Annotated in this window: 15 protein-coding genes; 6 read left to right on the top strand and 9 right to left on the bottom strand. The window is 63.7% G+C overall.

Going from position 1 to position 18,409, the window contains the following annotated elements:
- Nucleotides 1-72: 72 nt before the first annotated feature.
- Together ACT3TS_RS12550 and ACT3TS_RS12545 are read left to right on the top strand one after the other, a co-directional pair.
- On the top strand, nt 73-261 hold the full coding sequence (locus tag ACT3TS_RS12550; RefSeq protein WP_444531853.1) for a hypothetical protein: 189 nt from the start codon (nt 73-75) through the stop codon (nt 259-261).
- Nucleotides 262-350: 89 nt separating this feature from the next.
- Nucleotides 351-815, top strand: coding sequence for an SRPBCC family protein (locus ACT3TS_RS12545; RefSeq protein ID WP_444531852.1), 465 nt, complete (start codon nt 351-353; stop codon nt 813-815).
- 11 nt (nt 816-826) lie between these two features.
- On the opposite strand, the gene ACT3TS_RS12540 is transcribed toward ACT3TS_RS12545, so the two are convergent.
- Nucleotides 827-1,921 (bottom strand): flavin-containing monooxygenase, encoded by a 1,095-nt coding sequence (locus ACT3TS_RS12540; RefSeq protein WP_444531851.1) that lies wholly within the window; start codon nt 1,919-1,921, stop codon nt 827-829.
- Nucleotides 1,922-1,998: 77 nt separating this feature from the next.
- On the opposite strand from ACT3TS_RS12540, the gene ACT3TS_RS12535 reads away from it, so the two are divergent.
- Complete coding sequence (locus ACT3TS_RS12535) at nt 1,999-2,634, top strand: TetR/AcrR family transcriptional regulator (RefSeq protein WP_444531850.1); 636 nt, start codon at nt 1,999-2,001, stop codon at nt 2,632-2,634.
- A gap of 21 nt (nt 2,635-2,655) precedes the next feature.
- On the opposite strand, the gene ACT3TS_RS12530 is transcribed toward ACT3TS_RS12535, so the two are convergent.
- The 7 genes from ACT3TS_RS12530 to ACT3TS_RS12500 all read right to left on the bottom strand — a co-directional run bounded on the left by ACT3TS_RS12530 (nt 2,656) and on the right by ACT3TS_RS12500 (nt 11,958).
- Nucleotides 2,656-3,156: a universal stress protein gene (locus ACT3TS_RS12530; protein ID WP_444531849.1), complete on the bottom strand. Its 501-nt coding sequence runs from the start codon at nt 3,154-3,156 to the stop codon at nt 2,656-2,658.
- A 124-nt stretch (nt 3,157-3,280) separates the two neighbouring features.
- The gene (locus ACT3TS_RS12525) at nt 3,281-4,468 is read right to left on the bottom strand and encodes an acetyl-CoA acetyltransferase (RefSeq protein WP_444531848.1); all 1,188 of its coding nucleotides are present in this window, start codon (nt 4,466-4,468) and stop codon (nt 3,281-3,283) included.
- Nucleotides 4,469-4,528: 60 nt separating this feature from the next.
- The gene (locus ACT3TS_RS12520) at nt 4,529-5,869 is read right to left on the bottom strand and encodes an MFS transporter (protein ID WP_444531847.1); all 1,341 of its coding nucleotides are present in this window, start codon (nt 5,867-5,869) and stop codon (nt 4,529-4,531) included.
- Nucleotides 5,866-7,740 (bottom strand): GAF domain-containing protein, encoded by a 1,875-nt coding sequence (locus tag ACT3TS_RS12515; protein WP_444531846.1) that lies wholly within the window; start codon nt 7,738-7,740, stop codon nt 5,866-5,868. Before ACT3TS_RS12515 ends, ACT3TS_RS12520 begins: the two co-directional genes overlap by 4 nt.
- Nucleotides 7,737-9,311 (bottom strand): class I adenylate-forming enzyme family protein, encoded by a 1,575-nt coding sequence (locus ACT3TS_RS12510; protein WP_444531845.1) that lies wholly within the window; start codon nt 9,309-9,311, stop codon nt 7,737-7,739. Before ACT3TS_RS12510 ends, ACT3TS_RS12515 begins: the two co-directional genes overlap by 4 nt.
- 236 nt (nt 9,312-9,547) lie before the next feature.
- Nucleotides 9,548-10,915, bottom strand: coding sequence for a glutamate decarboxylase (locus ACT3TS_RS12505; RefSeq protein ID WP_444531844.1), 1,368 nt, complete (start codon nt 10,913-10,915; stop codon nt 9,548-9,550).
- Between the two features lie 134 nt (nt 10,916-11,049).
- A complete protein-coding gene (locus ACT3TS_RS12500) occupies nt 11,050-11,958 on the bottom strand; it encodes a methyltransferase (protein ID WP_444531843.1) in 909 nt (302 codons plus the stop codon).
- A gap of 134 nt (nt 11,959-12,092) precedes the next feature.
- Between ACT3TS_RS12500 and ACT3TS_RS12495 the strand changes: the two genes are divergently transcribed.
- Nucleotides 12,093-12,848, top strand: coding sequence for a DNA alkylation repair protein (locus ACT3TS_RS12495; protein ID WP_444531842.1), 756 nt, complete (start codon nt 12,093-12,095; stop codon nt 12,846-12,848).
- Between the two features lie 9 nt (nt 12,849-12,857).
- Here the strand turns inward: ACT3TS_RS12495 and mptB are convergent, their stop codons facing one another.
- Nucleotides 12,858-14,534 carry a polyprenol phosphomannose-dependent alpha 1,6 mannosyltransferase MptB gene (gene mptB, locus ACT3TS_RS12490; protein WP_444531841.1) on the bottom strand — a complete coding sequence of 559 codons (1,677 nt, stop codon included), beginning with the start codon at nt 14,532-14,534 and terminating at the stop codon, nt 12,858-12,860.
- Nucleotides 14,535-14,880: 346 nt separating this feature from the next.
- Between mptB and ACT3TS_RS12485 the strand changes: the two genes are divergently transcribed.
- Nucleotides 14,881-16,152, top strand: coding sequence for a glycosyltransferase 87 family protein (locus ACT3TS_RS12485; protein ID WP_444531840.1), 1,272 nt, complete (start codon nt 14,881-14,883; stop codon nt 16,150-16,152).
- Nucleotides 16,153-16,192: 40 nt separating this feature from the next.
- On the top strand, nt 16,193-17,449 hold the full coding sequence (locus tag ACT3TS_RS12480) for a glycosyltransferase 87 family protein (RefSeq protein WP_444531900.1): 1,257 nt from the start codon (nt 16,193-16,195) through the stop codon (nt 17,447-17,449).
- Nucleotides 17,450-18,409 lie beyond the last annotated feature (960 nt).

Below are 18,409 nucleotides of genomic sequence, written 5' to 3'. Positions count from 1 at the left end.
GCAGGGAAGGGCCACAATGAAGGTGGGGCCGCCTGGCCGTCAGGTGCCGGCGGCACAAGAGAAAGCCAGACCATGCCCAACTCAGAAGCACCCAGCGCCGACGCTGCCGGGACGGCGGAAAACACGGCAAGCGCGGCCGGAGGTCCTGCTACCCCGCGCGTGCACAGCGAAATTGCGGCCGAAGGAACCGACGGCCTGGAGATGCCTGAAATCCGCATGCACTCCCAGGAAGCCGCAGAGGGAACCGACACTGCCGGCTGACCTGCCACGATGCTGCGGCTTACCGGCACGGTCATTATTGTCGATTTGGTGTTACAGACATGGCGGCTGCATCGGCATAAGCTTGCGCCATGTCGACTTTCAGCGTTTCGCGCAGTGCCTTCATCCCGTCGCCTGCGGAGGAGATTTTCCCCTTGGTCGCCAGCTTCCGGGAGTGGCTCCACTGGTCGCCGTGGGAAAGCGTCGATCCGTCCATGCAGCGCACGTATTCCGGTCCCGTCGAGGGCGTGGGCGCCAAATACGCGTGGAAGGGCAACCGCAAGGCCGGCGCCGGCACTATGGAAATCCTGGAGGCCGCGGAGCCTTCACGGATTCACCTCCGCCTGGAATTCATAAAACCCATGAAGGCCGTCAACCCCACCACGTTCTCCTTTACCCCCGAAGGCGGGGGCACCCGTGTCACGTGGACCATGACAGGGGAAAACAAGGGCCTGAGCCGGGTGTTCATGCTGTTCATGAACATGGACAAGATGGTGGGCGGCGACTTTGAAAAGGGGCTGGCGCAACTCGCGGTGGCCGTGGCTGCGAAAAACTGACAACGCATGCCTCAGGCCCGGCGCACTTCCCGTGCCGAACCGGCTCCTCGTTTTTGCCGCAGGGCGATACGGTCCGCCACATGGGCTGCGTCCCGTCCGACGCCTCCCAGCAGGGTCGAGGTCAGCCCATATTGGAAGGGCATCCCCACAAAATACAGCCCGGGAAGTGTCTCAACTTCTCCGCGGTTGGTGACCGGCCAGCCCCTGCCGTCAACCGGCACGTCGTCCACCCAGTCGAATCGGGGCTGGTACCCGGTGGCCCAGATGATGGTTGCCACGTCCAGGGGCGGGTGGTTGGCGAAGACGGGATGCCCGTCGTCCGCCACCTCTGCCAAACGCGACAGGCAGGCCACCCCGGCATTTTGGGCATCGGCAATGGAAATGGAAATCAACGGCCCGCCCTGCGCCGTAAAATCCCTGGCAATTTTCTTCCCCAGCGGAGTACTGCGCGTCAGCACCCGGTGGATGAAATGCCAGTACGCACCACCGGCATGGTTAATGACTGCATCGGGGATGTGGAAGGGCACCCGGCCCGCCAGCCATACCCGGCGGTCCGCAGCCAGCTCGACGGCGATTTCAATGCCCGAGGTTGCCGCACCCACCACCAGCACGCCGCCGTCGGGAAGTGCCGGCGCGTTCCGGTACCCGCTGCTGTGCAGCTGGTGGATGGCGGGGGAAAGTTTGCTCGCCATGTCCGGAATGAAGGGTGTTGAGGTCGCCCCGGTGGCGATGACCACCTGGCTGGCGGTGAGTGTTCCGGCAGAGGTGTCCACGGTGAAACCCGCACCGTCACGGTGAATCCCGGTGACGGAAACTCCCGTGGTGACGGGCAGGGCCTCCGCATACGCACTCAGGTATGCCGCCACCTGGTCCCTCGTGGGAAAGCTTCCGCCGGGTGCCGGAAATTCCATGCCGGGAAGTGAGCAGTACTGTGCCGGGGTGAACAGCCGCAACGAGTCCCAGCGATCCCGCCAGCCCTGGCCGGGCGACTCTGCGGCTTCCAATATTCTGCAGCCGATGCCCCTGGCCCGGAGCTGAAACGCGGCTGCCAGGCCGGCCTGCCCCGCACCAACAATGATCGTCCCGCCCAACTGATGTCCAGCCATGATGCGCCTCCGTGGAGCTGGAGTGGATTTATTTCATTAGAATACGCTTCCAGTGACTGGAATGCTATTCTTTTTTTATGGTTGAGCCAGTGGATAAAGCAGCACGCCCGGGTCGTCGCCAGATCCAGTCAATGCAGACCCGCGAGGTGGTCGTGGCTTCGGCCGGGGAGCTGTTTTTGGCCAACGGCTACGTCGGCACCTCCATCGAGGCGATAGCTGCCCGGGCAGGCGTCGCCGTGCAAACCATCTACAACTCCGTGGGGAACAAGCCGGCCCTGCTCTCAGCCGTTCTCGATGCCGCGGTTGCCGGGCCCAACGCACCATCAACCGTGCCGGAATTCATGCAGGATCGGGTCGCGCTGGCGCCCGACGTGGAGGGTGTCATCGCCGTGCTGGCAGACTGGTTCGCCGAGGGCATGCCCCGCAGCCAGGCGGTCTTCACCGCCATCAGCCAGGCGGCCGCCGTCGACCCCGCCGTGGCAAAGTTGCGGGACGAACGCGCCCAGCAGCGGCTGGCCCACTACCGGCTGGCCGCGGCCGCCATCCGCCAGCGTGGCGGGCTGGCCAATGGCATGAGCGACGACGACGCCGCAGCGGCAATCTTCACGCTCGGACATCCCGACAGCTACGCCACACTGGTCGCACAGTTCGGCTGGAGCCTGGCCCGCTATCGCGACTGGATCCACACCTCACTGCTGGGCATCCTGTCCTAGCGCGGTGCCAGACCGGGCAGTTCAGCCGTGCAACGGAGGGTGGGCATCGACGCGGGGTACGGCCAGCACCGGCAGGCGCTGCGTCGCCAGCAGTTTGCGCACCACGGATCCCGCCAGGACCTCGTTGACGCCGGCAAGCATCCCCGGCCGCCGGGCACCGACCACGATGACGGCCGCCGACATGGCCTCGGCCAACCTGCCAAGGGCCATGGCCGGGTCCCCGCCCAAAACCCGGAAGCTGCAGCGCAGCTGATGGGCCCCGGCAGCCTCCTCGAACAACGGGCCAAGCTCGCGAACCGCCGATGCCGCCTCGTCCTCGGGGTCCAGCGCCCTGTCCAGGGACTGGCCCATCACATTGCCGCTGGGGTCCCACTCGATGAGGTAGCTGCCGGGATCAACATAGGCGCCCACCAGTTCAGCCCCGGATGCTGCCGCGAGCGCTGCCGCATACTCCAGCACCGCGGGGTCCTGCTCCGGCAGCAGCCCCACCACCACTGCGCCTTGGCCAAATCGAGGTTTCACGGTGTCCCCGTTTCCTTGGGCCCGCCCCTTGGCATGCGGGTTGTTCCCCCCATTTTCGCGCACTTTCCGCCAATGCGAAAGGACAGCTGTTCCGGCCAGGGCACGGGACGGCCCTGCATCTTGCTTACATTGATTCAAGCACGCTGACGTAGTTGGCAACGCCCAGTCCGCCCATGTTCTGGACTGCTGCGCGTCTCGCCTGCGGCAGCTGCATGGCGCCGGCGGTGCCGCTGAGTTGCATGGCCGCAATGACGTGCTGGGACACCCCGGTGGCTCCCACCGGGTGGCCCTTCGCCTTGAGTCCGCCCGAAACGTTGACGGGCAGGCGCCCTTCCCGATGAACCCAGCCCTCGGTGATGGCACGGGAGCCCTGTCCTGCTTCCGTCAAGCCCGCGGCTTCGTACATCAGCAGCTCGGCGATCGTAAAGCAGTCATGCACTTCCAGGAAATCCAGCTCGTCAAGGCGGGTTCCGGCCATGGCGAATGCCCGTTCAAAGGACATTCTGGTGGCCGCGAAGGCTGTGGAGTCCCGCCGTGCCGCCGGCAGGAAATCGTTGGCATGGCCAAATCCTGTCAACCTGACGGGGCTGGTTGCAGCTCCCGAAGTGCGGGAGGTGGAGAGCACCACTGCGGCCGCGCCGTCGGAAACCGGGGAGCAGTCGGTGCGGCGCAAGGGATCCGCGACCATCGGGTTCCGCTCCGACACTGTGCGACAAAATTCCTCGCCCAAGTCCTTGCGCAGTTGTGCGTAGGGGTTGTCCACGCCGTTGCGGTGGTTCTTGGCAGCAATGGATCCCAGCACGTCACCGACCTTGCCATATCTTGCTTCATAGTCCTTGGCGACGGCAGCAAAGAGGCCGGTGAACCCGGTCGTGGATTCCTTGCCGGCTGTGTCGTAGTCGGCACCCAGCAAGGCCGCACCCACCACAGAGGCCGGGGCCTGAGTCATCTTTTCCGCCCCGATCACCAGCACATTGCGCGCTGTCCCGGCCAAAAGGGACTTCACACCTTGCTGGACGGCTGCCGAACCCGAGGCGCAGGCATTTTCCACTCGGGTGGCAGGCACGTTGGCCAGTGCCGGATCGGTCTGCAGCGCCAAGGAGGAGGTGAAGGACAATGGCATCATGCCTGAATTGAATTGGCCGAGCACAATTTCATCAATGCTGCCGGCGTCGAGGCCGCTGTTGGCGATGGCCTCCGTTGCGACCTTGACAATCAGTGATTCCAGGGTCTCCTCAGAGAGCTTCCCGAACCGGGAATGCCCCCACCCCGTCAGCAGCACGTCCTTGCCAAATTCGTGTGCAATGGTCATGGCAGATACCTCTTTTTGTCGATCGGGTTTCGTCGGTCTTGCACTTCGGCGGGCCCGGAGTCAGGACCGGGAGTCCGCCATTTTCGGCTCGGCCTGTGGAGCGTGCGCAATGGAGGCGTTGGCTGCACGGGCGAAATCGCTGGGCTTGAGGACCAGCAGCGCGACTATGGAGGCAACTCCTGTGGCAACGAAGAAGATCCAGGGCGAGCTGATGTCCCCTGTTGCGGCAATGAGCCAGGTGGCGATCATGGGTGCACTTCCACCGAATAGGGCCACGGGGATATTGTAGGCGATGGCAATGCCCGTGGAGCGGATGCGTGTGGGCAGCAGTTCGGTCATCACTGCGTAGGTCGAGGACGCGTACAGCCCGAACAAAACGGCTACGGCCATCAGGGGCGGCAGGAATGTTTCCGGGGTTGCTCCCGGAGCCACTGCAAAGAGCCAGTACATTGCCGCGGTGGCGGCGATTCCGATGACCAGCAGGAAGTTCTTGCGGCCGTATTTGTCGGTGAACATTCCACCAAATGGCATGACGATCGCAGCTGAAACGCTGGCAAGGAATACGTACAACAAGGTGGTCCCTGAATCAAAGGACAGGGTTTTCGCCATGAAGGTGGAGACGAATGTCAGCACCAGATAGAAGATGGATGAGTGCAGGGTAATGATGAAGAACACCAGTGCCATGGGCCGTTTCCAGCTGAACACTTCCCGCAGTGGTGCCTTGGACGTGTTCCCGGCCGCCTGCAGTGCCTGAAATTCCGGGCTGTCCTCCAGCTTCATGCGAATGTACAAAGCGATCATGCCCAGTGGGCCGGCCACGAGAAATGGTATGCGCCAGCCACCGGCAGCGATGGCTTCGGTGCCCATGAGGACTATGAGCCCATTCGCCACCACACCACCAAGAACCAACCCCAGCACGGCTGTGACCATCAGCCAGCTGGTGGAAAATCCGCGGCGCCCCGGTCCTGCGTATTCGGCAATGAAGCTTGTTATGGTCCCAATTTCCCCACCCGCCGAGAAGCCCTGGATGCACCGCACCAGAATGAGCAGGATTGGTGCTGCGACTCCCACCATCGCCTGGGTCGGCAGCAAGCCAATGGCAAATGTTGACCCGGCCATCAGAACCAAGACCATGAGCAGTGTTTTCTTGCGGCCAATCTTGTCGCCCAGGGGCCCGAAGAAGATGCCGCCGAGCGGCCGGATGAAGAAACTCAGGGCGAAGACGGCAAAGGCGCTGATCAAACTGACTGTCGGATTGGAGGCGTCAAAGAATGCCTGGCCAATGTACACGGCCAGGAAACCGTATATGCCGTAGTCGTACCATTCGATGAGATGTCCGGTTGTGGCGCCAATGAAGGCGCGGCGCCGCCGGGCGGCGGTTGTCTTGGAGCTGCTTGTCATGATGCTGTTCCTTTGGAAGTGGAGGCTGCCGCTGCGTCAGGTCCCATCAGGTCAAGGACCTTCAGGGCCAGTTGCCTGCGCATGGTGACGTCACTGTCACGCCAGCTCTCGGAGGTTATTTGGTCGATGCGTGCCAGCCGCTGTTGCACGGTGTTGGGGTGGACCAGCAGCGTGTCTGCGGCGCTGCTGGCGTTGGAGGAGTTGGCGTAGACGGTCTTGAGTGTTGCTACCAGTTCGGAACCGTGCCGGCTGTCATAATCCAAAAGCGTCCCCAAAACGCTGTGGACAAATTCGGTCAGTTCAGCCGGGCTGCTGTTGGACAGGATGCTGGGGAACGGCGCCACGGCATTGCTGAGGCTGCCCGTCCCGCCGCGTCCAAGCGCCACGAGTGCGCGGACGGTGTTGTGCGCCGTCGTGGCGGCTGCAGCCAATGCCTGCGGTGCAGCCACCACGGCGGCACCCGCTGTTACCGGTTGGCCGATGGCACCCGTCATGGACAGGGCATACTGCCCGGCCACCGTTCCCGGCTCGGCAGCTGGCATCCACAGCAAGACCGATCCCCTGTAGTTGCAGGCCATGCCTCCGGTGCGTTCCACCTTCTGCTGTACAAGCCTCAGCAGCGCCGGCGTCGAAGACTCTTCAACCTGCAACACGAGGGCGGTGTTCAAGTGCCCGAGTCCGGATGCCGCTCCCGGATTCCTTTCGAGGGCGCCGCCAGGGTCCTCCAGCCATTCCATGACCATGGCGGCATTCCTTGCCCTTGCCGTGGTCAGTTCCGACTGAAGCTTCGTGATGAGCAGGGCGGCGACGGTGGCGGCCCGTCCCAGAATTTGTCGTTGTTCAGCACTGGGAGATGGCCCTTCCAAGATGGTGTTGCCTGCCGGCAGGTGTTTCAACGTCCCCACCGGAGGGCCCTGGTGTCCAAGCGGTTCGACGTTCCACAACGCGTCAGCGGCATTCGGCCCGGTGGGGCCCGGCTGCGCGTCCGGGCCGGAGCGCGCGAGGAGGCGTCCGCCGTCGTCCTCCACAACGACGGTGCCACCGATCGAGGCCTGAACAAGCTCCGCAAGGTCGCCCAGCGAACCATTGGTCATCAGGATTCCCAAAAGCCGGTCCTGAAAATCCATGATGCTGTGGGTTGCGATTTCACTGGATTCCAGAGAGTCCAATGCGCCCTGAAGATGTTCCACCGTCTGCCGGCCGGCCTCATGCACCGTGGCATTTTCAATGGCGACGCCGGCGTATTGAGCCAGTGAAAACAACAGCTCCACATCCTGCGGGCGGTAGTCGTGCACACGCCTGTCGGCAGCCAGGAGCAAGCCGACAACCCGGCCGTTGCGGAGGACCGGTACGCCAAGGATTGCCCGCAGGCCCTCATCAACTGTGGCGGTGTCGATGGTGTTGTTGTGACTGTATCGGACGTCATTGAGGTAATCCCGGGTCCAGCTGGGCTTGCGGGATGCGGCGATGAAGCCGGAAATGCCTTCGTTGCGAGGAACAACCAGGCGCGCGAAGTCGTCGCTGAGAATGCCTTCCGAGGTGATCATGCGGGACAGCCCGCTCTCCTGTTCAAACTTCAGGAAGTAGGCGACGTCGGACATGAGCAGACGCCGGCTCCTGGCCACGATGGCGGAGAGCACACTGTCCACGGCATCAAGACCTGCCAGTTCGCGACTGGATTCGACCAGCTGAACCAGGTTCCGCTCGCGCTCGGCGAGATCATCAAGTTGCTGGCGGACCAACACGGCGTCGTTGGCAAACTGCGGTGCCGCGGTGCTGAGCATCATGCGCAGCTCCGCCATGGATGTGCCGTTGGCCAGCGCGGTCAGCACGGCGCCTTCCGTGGCGGCGGCATCAGGTGGTGTGGTCATGACTGGACAAGAACTTCCGTCGGTGCGGTCAACTTGAAGCGGCGCAGTTTGCCCACGCTGGTTCGAGGAAGCTCGGCAATGATGGTCCACTGCCGGGGACGGCTTTGCGGAGTGAGGTTTGCTGCAGCCCACTGCTCCAACGCATCGACGTCTGGAGGGTTCAACGGATCGCTCGGCACCACAAAGGCAATGGGAACCTGGTCGCGGATGGGATCCGGCTTGGCCAACACGGCGACCTCGAGGATGCCTGGGGCCTGTGCCAGGGCTGCTTCCACTTCGGTCAAGCTGACGTTTTCCCCGGCCACCTTGATGACATCGTCAATGCGGCCGACGAAGCGGTACACCCCCGCGCGATCCACAGTCGCCAGATCGCCGGTGCTAAACCATGTGGTCCCGTCAATTTCGCTGAAGCAGGCGTCAGTCTGGACTGGATCGTCCAGGTAGCTGTCAAACAAGTCGACACCCCGGGAACCCGCGACGGTGATGACCCCGGGCTCCCCCTCCATTGCTTCCCTGCCGGTGGCCTGGCTGATCAGGCGAATCCGCCGAGACAGGGCAGGCGTTCCAATCACGTCCGGGCGGGGAGAGGAGCTGAAATCACCGGTGGCGATGGCCGTGGTCTCCGTCATGCCGTACAACTGACGGGGTGCACACCCCGTCAGCTCGCTCATTTCCTCGTAGTGCGCCTGTCCCAGGCTCTGCGCAAACCACAGGTGTTTTAGTGCCAGCGTGGGTGCATCATGGGGACGCCGGGCCAGGATCATTCGGATGGGAGCGGCAAAGAGGCTGGCATGCGTCACCCCCATTTCAGCAGCCTGCGCGAACCATCCTGAGGCAGAAAACGTAGCGGTGAGAGCAACGGAAGCACCGACAGCGATGGCGGAATTGAAGCAATAGAACTGGGCATTTGCATGAAACAGGGGCAATGAGACGAACCATTTGTCATCGCTACCGAGTCCGATGGTGGAGGACATGGTGGCGGCGATGTACGCATAATTGGCCTGCGTCAGCACGACACCCTTGGGTGCGGAGGTGGTGCCGGACGTGAACATGACAGCCAAGCGGTCACAGGCATCCACGTCCGCGGCGACGACCGGCACACCAAGAAGCAGTGACGGGGGAAGGGTGTCCTGCGTCGTTTCGGTCAGGGTGACCACGATGCAGGCGCTTCCCTCAGCGCCCGCCCTGTACGTGTCCTCGCGGCTCGCCGCGCAGAATCCCATCTTGGGGGCCGTGCGCCGCAGCTGCAGTGCTATGTCGCTTTCAACCGACGCCGGGTCCACCGAGACCATCCAGGCGCCCAGCCGGGCCGCGGCCAGCCAAATAAGCACAAATGCCGGCGAGTTGCGCAGGGCCACATGCACGGCGTCTCCGCGGCCCACGCCGTGTGCGGCCATCATGCCTGCGGTTCGTGAGACCAACGCGTCGAACTCGGCGTAGGTCCACGACACTGTGCGGCCCGTTATCTCCCGGAAGGTGAGGAATTCGTTGTCCGGGCAGTTTGCCACAGTAGTGTTCCACAGTCCCTGAAAAGTGGTGCCGGGCAGTGTGGCTGTGTGACTTGCGGGCATGGTGATATTTCCTTTGTGATGCACGTCCCATAGTGGTTTGATGTACGTCACATTACCGGTCGGCCCGTCAACAAACTATGTTAAGAACTCACACATTCACTTCCAACCAATGTTAACAAACACATAACCTCCGTTATGAGGCCTGACCGGCTGACCGCGACGGTGGAGACAACCGCACTTTCCGCCCATGCGAGGTGGACGGGCATTCCGCCCACTCGCGGGAACCACTGGAAACATCAGTGGTGGAACGCCACCCGTGCCGGCTGCCTTCCCGAAAGCCGCTCGACCGATTTCGCCAGGTCGGCCAGAAACATTCCTGCCAGGTCAAAGGTGAAGCCGTTGCGCACCACCACGCGCAGCACATCCACATCCGCCATGCCCTCGGGCATGGGGTAGGCGGGCACAATCCAGCCAAAGCTGCGCAGTTCATGCGAGAGGTCATAGACGGACCAGGCATCCGGCGTCGTCAGTTTAAAGGCAAGCACCGGCAGCTCGCCGCCACGGCTGAGCAGGGTGAACGGTCCCAGCGCCTCGACTCCATCAGCGATGGCCACTGCGATGTCCCGGGAGCGCTGCTGGATGCCGCGGAACCCGTCGAACCCGTAGCGGACCAAGGTGTAATACTGGGCGATGACTTGGGCTGCGGGCCGGGAAAAGTTGAGCGCGAAAGTGGGCATGGAGCCGCCCAGGTAGTCGACGCTGAAAATCAAGTCGGCCGGCAGTTCCTCGGCGCTGCGCCACAACACCCAACCAACACCGGGGTAGACCAGACCATACTTGTGGCCCGAGGAATTGATTGACTTCACCCGGTCCAGCTTGAAGTCCCACAGCAGCCCCTCGTCCAGGAAAGGGGCAATGAATCCTCCCGAGGCGGCGTCGACATGGACCGGCACGTCCAGCCCGGTCTCTGCCGCGAGCGCATCCAGGGCTGCGGCGATCTCCTCGACGGGTTCGTAGGATCCATCGAAAGTCGATCCCAGCACGGCGACGACACCAATGGTGTTTTCGTCACACGCGGCAGCGGCCTGGGCGGCGGTCAGGTGGGTTGCGCCGTCGAGCGGGATCAGCCGCGCCTCCACATCCCAGTACCTGGCAAACTTTTCCCAGCACACCTGAACGTTGGCGCCCATCACCAGATTCGGCTTGGCAGCATCCAGCCCGGCAGCTTCCCTGCGGGCCCGCCAACGCCATTTCAATGCCATCCCGGCCAGCATGGCAGCCTCCGAGGATCCGGTCGTGGAGCAACCCACGGCATCCGCTCCCCCTGTTGGCTCCGGCGCATGCCACAGATTCGCCAGGATGTTCACGCAGCGACGTTCTATTTCGGCCGACTGCGGGTACTCGTCCTTGTCGATGATGTTCTTTTCCAGCGATGCCTGCATGAGTTTGGCTGCCTGTGGTTCCATCCACGTGGTGACAAAGGTGGCCAGGTTTTGCCTGGCATTGCCGTCGAGCATCAGCTCGTCCTGGATGAACCGCATCACAGCATCGGCATCCTGGCTGCCCTGCGGGAGCGCGTGCTTGGGAATCGCACCCAAACCCGAATCAAAGGCGCTCTCCACCATGGTTTCGTCGCGGCTGGTGTGCTGGCTGTGCAAACTCATGGAATGCTCCCCCGTTGAATTTTGGCTGGTGCCGATATACCGAGGCTAGCCAGTTCCGACGCCGATAAGAAGACCCGCAGGCTGGCACGCGCCGGCTGGCACGCGCCGGTTGGCACGAACCGGCTGGCGCCCCGCTACGGCAGCTGCCGGGGCGCCAATCTGCCTGTCACCACCGTGCCGTCAAAATCCACGCTGCTTGACGTGCTGGCGGAAAATCCGTTCGAGGCCAAAATGGCGGCGCTTGCGGGAGCCTGGCGGGCGCTGCTTTCCAGCAGCAACACTCCGCCGGGACGGAGCCACAACGGAGCCTGAGCCGCAATGCGGCGATGCAGCTCGAGTCCGTCGACACCGCCGTCAAGCGCAATCTCAGGCTCGTGGACCCTGGCTTCCTGTGGCATGAACATGATGGCAGCGGAAGGCACATAGGGTGCGTTGGCCGCGATCACATCAAAACTGCCGCGCAGCCCGTCCGGGACGGCAGCAAACAAATCCCCGCAATATGCCCGCCCATTGAACGCTGCAATATTTCCGGCGGCACAGTCGACGGCGGCCCGGTCAATGTCGCTGGCATGCAGCTCGCACCCGGGCAGAACATGGGCCAGAGCCGTGCCCACAGCACCACTGCCGGAGCACAGATCCAGTACCGTCAGCTGTTGCGTGTGGGGCTCGGCGTGGCTTGGCGGAACGGGCACACGCTGCGGCCCGGGCCCCGGCTTTCCGGCATGACTTTCGGGTCCGTTGGATCCGTCCAATGCGGCCAGTCCGGCCAGCGCCGCAAGTGTTTGGGCGACCAGGAACTCGCTGCGGCGGCGGGGCACAAACACCCCCGGGGCGACGGCAATGCGGAGCCCACAGAATTGTGCCCAGCCCACAATGTGTTCCAGCGGATACCCCTGAACCCTGAGGTCCAGCAGGCGTGCAAGGTCAGTGGCGGAGTCGGCTGCCTCCAGCAGGATGGCTGCTTCTTCTTCGGCATAGACGCACCCGGCCGAACGCAGAGTGGAAACCAGTGTCTCGTCCGGCTGCTGGGAAGTGTGCTTCATTGCAACCACATAATAGTTCAGTGCGTCTCCTGCGTCGCCACGGCGTCGGCTTGCCGGGACCCTGCAGCTGACCGCCGCCGGGGTTCAGGTGCCGGCGTTCAGGAGCCGGTCCCCCGCACAGCTACGCTGGTTCCATGATCCCGCCCGGCACGTCACCCGGCACCACCTCCCCAGAGAGCATGCCCGCCAACACGGCCTTCCTGCACGCCCTCGGCCCTGCCCTGGCGAGGCTTGCCGAACCGGAGCGGGCGGACGGGATGGCAAGGTACATGAAATCGTCCATGCCGTTCATGGGGGTGCGCTCCCCGGAGGTGCGAAAAACTGTGCGTGCGCTGACCAAGCAGCATCCCTTTGCCGGTGTTGACGAGCTTCATGCCACCGCAATGGAGCTGTGGCTCAACGCCGGGCACCGCGAGGAGCGGTACGCGGCCATCATGCTCACAGACTCACGCCTCGGCCGGGGCGAGCGCCGGCTCCTGCCGTTTTACGCCGTCGTCATTGAGGCCGGGCAGTGGTGGGATTACGTTGATTCCGTTGCCCCGCGCCTCTGCGAGCTGCTGCTCAAGGACAACGGGAAAGACACAAACAGCGGCAAGGACCTGGACAGCATGGACCGGCTGCTGCGCCAGTGGAGTGTGCACCCCAATTTCTGGTTCCGCAGGGCCTCGATCATTGCGCAGCTGCCGGCCCGGGCGGCCACCGACACGGGCCTGCTGGCCGATGTGATCCGCCCGAATCTGGCGGACAAGGAATTCTTCATCCGCAAGGCGATCGGCTGGGCACTGCGCCAGCATGCCCGGACGGATCCGGACTGGGTGCGCAGTTTTGTTGCCGACCATGAGGGCCGGCTCAGCCCGCTGTCCCGCCGCGAAGCGCTCAAGCACCTTTGAGGCGGTCCGTTACACGGCGCTGCGGCGGGCAGCAATTTCGGGCTCGCAGCGCGGCACGAACTCGCCGCGCGTTTTCTTGTCCAGGAACATCACATACAGGACGCTGACCAGGCCCACACCGATCGCCACGGCCCGGACCAGCACCACGGGGATCCACGGGAAGACGCTCAACTGGTCGGTCAGGGCAATCAAGGTGAAGAACGCTGTCAAATACAGCACCGTGCGCATCTGCCACCCCTCCCGGATTCCGGTGACGGCGAAGAACGCCAACAACCACAGCATGTACCAGGGCTGGATCATGGGCGCCATGAGCACGACGGCGGCGAAGGCCCACGCCATGCGGTACAGGACCGCCTGGCTGTAGCGCCGCGAATCATCCAGGGTTTCCGGACTGCCAAGGAACCCGCCGCCGCCAGCCGGGCCCGACTTCCCGGCTCCGTCCCCCGTGCCGGCGGCGAAACGTCCGCCGACACCGGCAGCCTTGGCCGGCGGCAGGCTGATCTTCAGGAAGGCCAGGGCCATCACGATCAAGATGGAGGCACCCTGGCCGATGGTCTGGATGACATCGGTGACGGCGGCGCCTGCACCGCCGAGCAGCAGCACCACAAAGCCAACGGCGTTGGAGAGCAGCCCCACGGGGGCGTACCAAATCCACACCGTGCCCGGGGTCTGCAGTGCGGCAAGCCAGCCGAACCCCAGCCCGTTGACGGCACCCATGGCCGCCATGATGCCCATTGAGATGCCCAGGGTTGCCGCCCACAAGCCAAACTTTCGCACCCACCCGGCCTGCGAGCCCGCCCACAGCAGCCCAACAAAGGGCAGGGCAATCAAGGTGATGGGCTTGATGGCAATGGAGGCCGTCACAAACAAGATGCCCACCACGGGGCGTTTGGCCGAGGCATGGTAAATGCCGGCCACGACCAGGCCCAGCATGAGTGAATCGTTGTGCACGCTGGCCACGAAGTTGATCAGAACCACCGGGTTCAAAACGGTCAGCCACAGTGCACGGTGGGGGTTGAAGCCGTGGCGGGCGGCAAGTTTTGGCACGTAGACGGCGAGCAGCACCACCCCAGCCAAACTGGCCAGCCGGAACGGTATTAACGCTATTTCGGGGCTGCCGGCCGGCAGCAGCACGGCAAAGTGTTCCAGCCACAGCCACAGCGGCCCGTACGGTGTGGGCGCCTCGGTCCACAGCGTGTCGGGGCCAAGGGAGAAATAGTTGTTGAGCGCGGAAATGCCGTTGGTGTAGGGATCCAGGCCCTGCTGCATGAGCCGGCCCTGGCCAATGTAGGCGTAGGAGTCACGGCTGAACAAGGGCAGGGCCACCATCATCGGGGCCACCCACAGGATCAAGGCTTTCTTCAGTGCGGGTGCGGCGTCATCGTCCCAGCCGGCCAGGTGCTGGCGCAGCCGCAACCAGGCGCGGAGCATCAATGCCGCGCCGACGCACAGCATGACGGTGGCGGTGACAACAGCCACAGGCGTGGTCCTGGCCAGGATGAACAGCGGGTTCCTGATCAACACCGAGCTGCTGGCCAGCCATCCCACGCCCAGGGAGCCAAGCAGCAGCAGCATGGATCCGGCAAACCCCTGCCAGATGGCCGATGTGGCTGTGCCAGTGCGAAAAGGGAGCTTGCTCAACACCTTCTTCTTCACCTCCGGCAGGGCAACGCGCGTGCTGGTCAACAACTAACTCCTGAAATTTTGACGCCTTAAAGGCAGGACTGGTTGGCGTCCACATGGGTGGGCTGGCCCGGGCAGCAACAAGGTGCTGCGCTAATATGTAAACAGCCAAGGATTCCGTTCTTGGCAGTCTACCCACTTCAGCCGGGCAGTTCATTGGAAAAGACGCCACGCAACGCACAGCGTCGACCGGGACAGTCCCCGGCCCAGCCCGCGGCACCACCTCACGCCACACCTCTTCACGAAGGACCGGACCATCTCCACGGACACGTTTTTTGCCGCCCTCGCCCGATGCCGGGATGCGCTGCTGCCCACCCGGACCCAAAACTGGCTGACCACCCCGCGCGGCATGTGGACCGTGTTTGCTGTCATCCACGGGGTGTTCCTGCTGCTGGCGGGCATCCTTTCCCTGCGCGGCGAGGCTTTCAGCGACACGTTCATCTACCGCATCTGGGCCTCCGTGGACTTCAACGAAACCCTCGTTGTGGGCCCCAGCCCCTGGGTGTATCCGATCCTGGCGTTGATCCCCATGGCCATCGCAGACCTCTTTGGGCCGGCCCCGTTCCTGTTCATCTGGGTCCTGATGATCGCAGCACTGAACACGGTGGCCGTGGGCAAGCTCACCAACTGGGGAAAAAAGCGCGAAACCATTCCGGCGGGCCTGTGGTGGATCGCCTTCACCGCACTGCTGGCCTGGCTGGGCTTTGCCCGCGTTGACGGACTGACGGCCCCGGTCGTCTTGATCGCCTTGTCCATTGGTGTCGCCAGCCCGTTCCTGACCTCGGTCATCCTCAGCGTCGCCACGTGGACGAAAGTCTGGCCCGCCGCCGTCGTGCTTGCGCTTTTCACGGTGGTCAAGCAGCGTGTGCAGGTGGTGCTGGCCGGCGTGCTCGTCACGGCCGTCGTTGTGGCCGTGGCGCTGGCCATGAATGCGCTGCCCAAGCTGTTGAATTTCCTGCTTGAACAAGGCGACCGCGGCATGCAGCTTGAGGCCACGTTCACCACGCCCTGGCTGTGGATGAGCGTGCTGGGCCTGGGCGGGGCGCGCATGTACATGAACCAGGACATCAATTCCATGCAGGTCGACGGCCCCGGCTCCGAGGTCATGAGCTTCCTCATGCAGCCGCTTCTGATCGCCGCCGCACTGCTGGTTGCCGCCCTGGTTTTCTGGGCGCTGCACACCGGCAAGCGCAACGGCGGGGCCGACCGCACCGCCCTGCTCCTCTTTGGATCCCTCGCCCTGGTCACGGCATTCGTGGTGTTCAACAAGGTGGGCTCCCCGCAGTTCATGGTGTGGCTCGCCCCGGCCGTCGCCGTCGGTCTGTCCTACCAGTGGAAGGCCTGGCGCGTCCCGGCCACCATGCTCATCGGCGTGGCCATCCTGACATTCCTGGTCTACCCGCTCTTTTACGACGCCCTGTCCCACAACAACCCGGCCATGGCCGCCGTCCTGACCTTGCGAAACCTCCTGCTCGTGGTGTTGTTTGTTTGGAGTGTCCGCCAGCTGTTCCTGATGGGCCGCAACCCCTCCCGAATTCCCAGGCACGACGCCGGACCCTCCTCCGCCGCCAACCCGGCTCCCGCCGTGGCCGCCGAGGCGACGCTGACCAAGGAGCCTTGAGATTTCAGCTCCGTTGTTTGACCGGGTTCTCGACCGGGCCGTGACCATCCGCGGCAGGTTCCTCTCCCCCACGGCGATTGCCTGGTTCCGCACGCCCGCCAGCGTGTGGTGGGGCTTCGCCGTCGTCCATGTCTTCTTCCTGGCCTGGATGATGAGCTTCATCGTCCACGGCGACACGTTCAGCGACACCGAGCAATACCGCCAGTGGGCGCTGCTGGGCTACAACCCGTCGGAGCTGGGTGGGGCGATCAGTCCGTGGGTGTATCCGCTGCTGGCGCAGCTGCCCATTTTTGCCGCGAACATGTTTGGCCCGTCGCTGTACCTGCTGGGCTGGACGCTGATCATCATTGTGCTCAACGCTGTGGGACTGGCGTTCCTGACCCGCGGCAAGCGCGCCCGCAGCGGCATTGCCCCAGCCTGGTTTTGGCTGTTTTTCACCTTGTTCATGGGTTTCCTCAGCTTTGCCCGGGTGGAGGGCATCACCACGTCCCTGGTGCTGATTGCCCTGCTTTACGCGGCGGAGCGGCCCGTGGTCGCGGCGGTCCTGCTGTCGGTGGCAACCTGGATCAAGGTCTGGCCCGCCGCTGTCATCGCCCCGCTGCTCATTGCCAGCGCGAAACGGGTCCAAGTGTTCCTTGCCGGGTTGGCCGTCAGCGCAGCCGTGGCCGCCGTCGCCGTCCTCACGGGGGCCGGATCGCATTTGCTTGACTTTGCCATCAACCAGGGCGACCGCGGCATGCAGCTGGAGGCCACTTTCTCCACGCCGTGGGTGTGGCTCAGCGTGTTCCATGTGGGCGGGTCGAAAATTGCCGACAACGTGGCCATCAACTCCACCGAGGTGTATGGGCCCGGCGCCGACGTGGCCGCCTGGCTGATGCAGCCGCTGCTCATCGCTGCCGCCCTGTTTGGCGCAGCCCTCATGGTGTGGGCCCTGCGCCGCGGCGCCCAGCGCGAGGAGCTGCTCCTTGAAGGCTCGCTGTTGATGGTCACCGCGTTCATCGTTTTCAACAAGGTGGGTTCGCCGCAGTTCATCATCTGGCTGCTGCCCGTGGTGGTTGCCGGCCTGGTGCACGACTGGGACAGGTGGAAGGTCCCCGCGACTTTGCTGATGGGCATCGCGTTCACCACGTTCATCATTTATCCGTTGTTCTACACGCCGCTGATCCATGCAAACCCCATCATGGCGGCGGTGTTGACAAGCCGCAACGTCGTGCTTGTAACGCTGCTGGTCTGGGCTGTGCGGCGCACAGTGGAGCTGGGCCGCAACGCCGTGCCCGCAACCGCCCCCGCCGGGTGAGCGTCGCCGCGGGGCTGGGTCCAGCCCTTGGATTTTGGAGGTGTCTCGCAGGTTGGACTCGTTCTCGCCGTGGGCACCTCACGGCCCAACCTAAATGTAGGATTCGGAGCTACTCGTCACTAGTCCGGAATGCGTGTCACGCGACAATGGACTGAATGATGTTGGCAGCACTACTCGGGCTTGCCGGCTTGGGATTGTTTCTGCGTCCCGCAAGCGGAACCTCCTGCGGAACATCCGAATTCCCACGATACCGGTTCAGGCACTATTGGCTCGGTTGCGGTGCCAGTCTGCAATGGCGTCCACACCGCGGGAGAAACGGGGGTCGACGTCACCACCAGTCGAGGGGGCTCCTACGGTTGGGTGGGGTGTCCCGATGACTGGAAAGCGCGGGGTTTCCTCTGACCGCGACGGACCATGCGCCGAGCGCCAGCGCGCCGGCAATCACGGCGTCAAAGAGCACTTGGGTCGCCCCGGCACCGGTGAGCGCGTGGAATAGCCCGATGACTAGAAAAGTAGCTGCCGCTGCGGCCACGCAAAGCGATAGCACAGTCGCCCACAGGGGCAAGTTCCGAAGTTCTTTCACAGTCACCAACTCCTTGAGTCCAGCGCGAATGGGACACTGATCAACAACCTATACGTGTCGACCTTCTTCTGGCCAGAGTTCGCTCAGCGCTCTGGCCGCTGCCAGAACACCGGCTAGTTGCCATAGGCAAATGAGAAAGCGTTCCGCAGGGGAACGCGCTCTGCGGGACCAATGGTCGCGGTTCAGAGTGCCCCATGTGAACAGCGGGCAAAGACTCCGTCCGCGCGGCCAGCAACTAGTTCAGTAGAGTAACTGTAGAGATCGAGAGTGAGGGGGACGCATTGTGAAGAGAATTGCCATTGTCATCGCTGCGATCGTTGTGGCCTTGGTGGTCGGATTTTTGCTGAGTCCGCCCGTCCCTGCGAACCCGGTAATCA

It is taken from the genome of Specibacter sp. AOP5-B1-6 (genome assembly GCF_052376555.1).
Classification (GTDB): domain Bacteria; phylum Actinomycetota; class Actinomycetes; order Actinomycetales; family Micrococcaceae; genus Specibacter.
This window is presented reverse-complemented; position numbering and strand designations above follow the sequence as displayed.

What these genes read in the sequence shown, in the direction of transcription:
- ACT3TS_RS12550 (WP_444531853.1), top strand. Translation starts at nt 73, where the DNA reads ATGCCCAACTCAGAAGCACCCAGCGCCGACGCTGCCGGGACGGCGGAA.
- ACT3TS_RS12525 (WP_444531848.1), bottom strand. Translation starts at nt 4,468, where the DNA reads ATGACCATTGCACACGAATTTGGCAAGGACGTGCTGCTGACGGGGTGG.
- ACT3TS_RS12515 (WP_444531846.1), bottom strand. Translation starts at nt 7,740, where the DNA reads ATGACCACACCACCTGATGCCGCCGCCACGGAAGGCGCCGTGCTGACC.
- ACT3TS_RS12495 (WP_444531842.1), top strand. Translation starts at nt 12,093, where the DNA reads ATGATCCCGCCCGGCACGTCACCCGGCACCACCTCCCCAGAGAGCATG.
- ACT3TS_RS12535 (WP_444531850.1), top strand. Translation starts at nt 1,999, where the DNA reads ATGGTTGAGCCAGTGGATAAAGCAGCACGCCCGGGTCGTCGCCAGATC.
- ACT3TS_RS12510 (WP_444531845.1), bottom strand. Translation starts at nt 9,311, where the DNA reads ATGCCCGCAAGTCACACAGCCACACTGCCCGGCACCACTTTTCAGGGA.
- ACT3TS_RS12500 (WP_444531843.1), bottom strand. Translation starts at nt 11,958, where the DNA reads ATGAAGCACACTTCCCAGCAGCCGGACGAGACACTGGTTTCCACTCTG.
- ACT3TS_RS12545 (WP_444531852.1), top strand. Translation starts at nt 351, where the DNA reads ATGTCGACTTTCAGCGTTTCGCGCAGTGCCTTCATCCCGTCGCCTGCG.
- ACT3TS_RS12505 (WP_444531844.1), bottom strand. Translation starts at nt 10,915, where the DNA reads ATGAGTTTGCACAGCCAGCACACCAGCCGCGACGAAACCATGGTGGAG.
- ACT3TS_RS12520 (WP_444531847.1), bottom strand. Translation starts at nt 5,869, where the DNA reads ATGACAAGCAGCTCCAAGACAACCGCCGCCCGGCGGCGCCGCGCCTTC.
- ACT3TS_RS12485 (WP_444531840.1), top strand. Translation starts at nt 14,881, where the DNA reads ATGTGGACCGTGTTTGCTGTCATCCACGGGGTGTTCCTGCTGCTGGCG.
- ACT3TS_RS12540 (WP_444531851.1), bottom strand. Translation starts at nt 1,921, where the DNA reads ATGGCTGGACATCAGTTGGGCGGGACGATCATTGTTGGTGCGGGGCAG.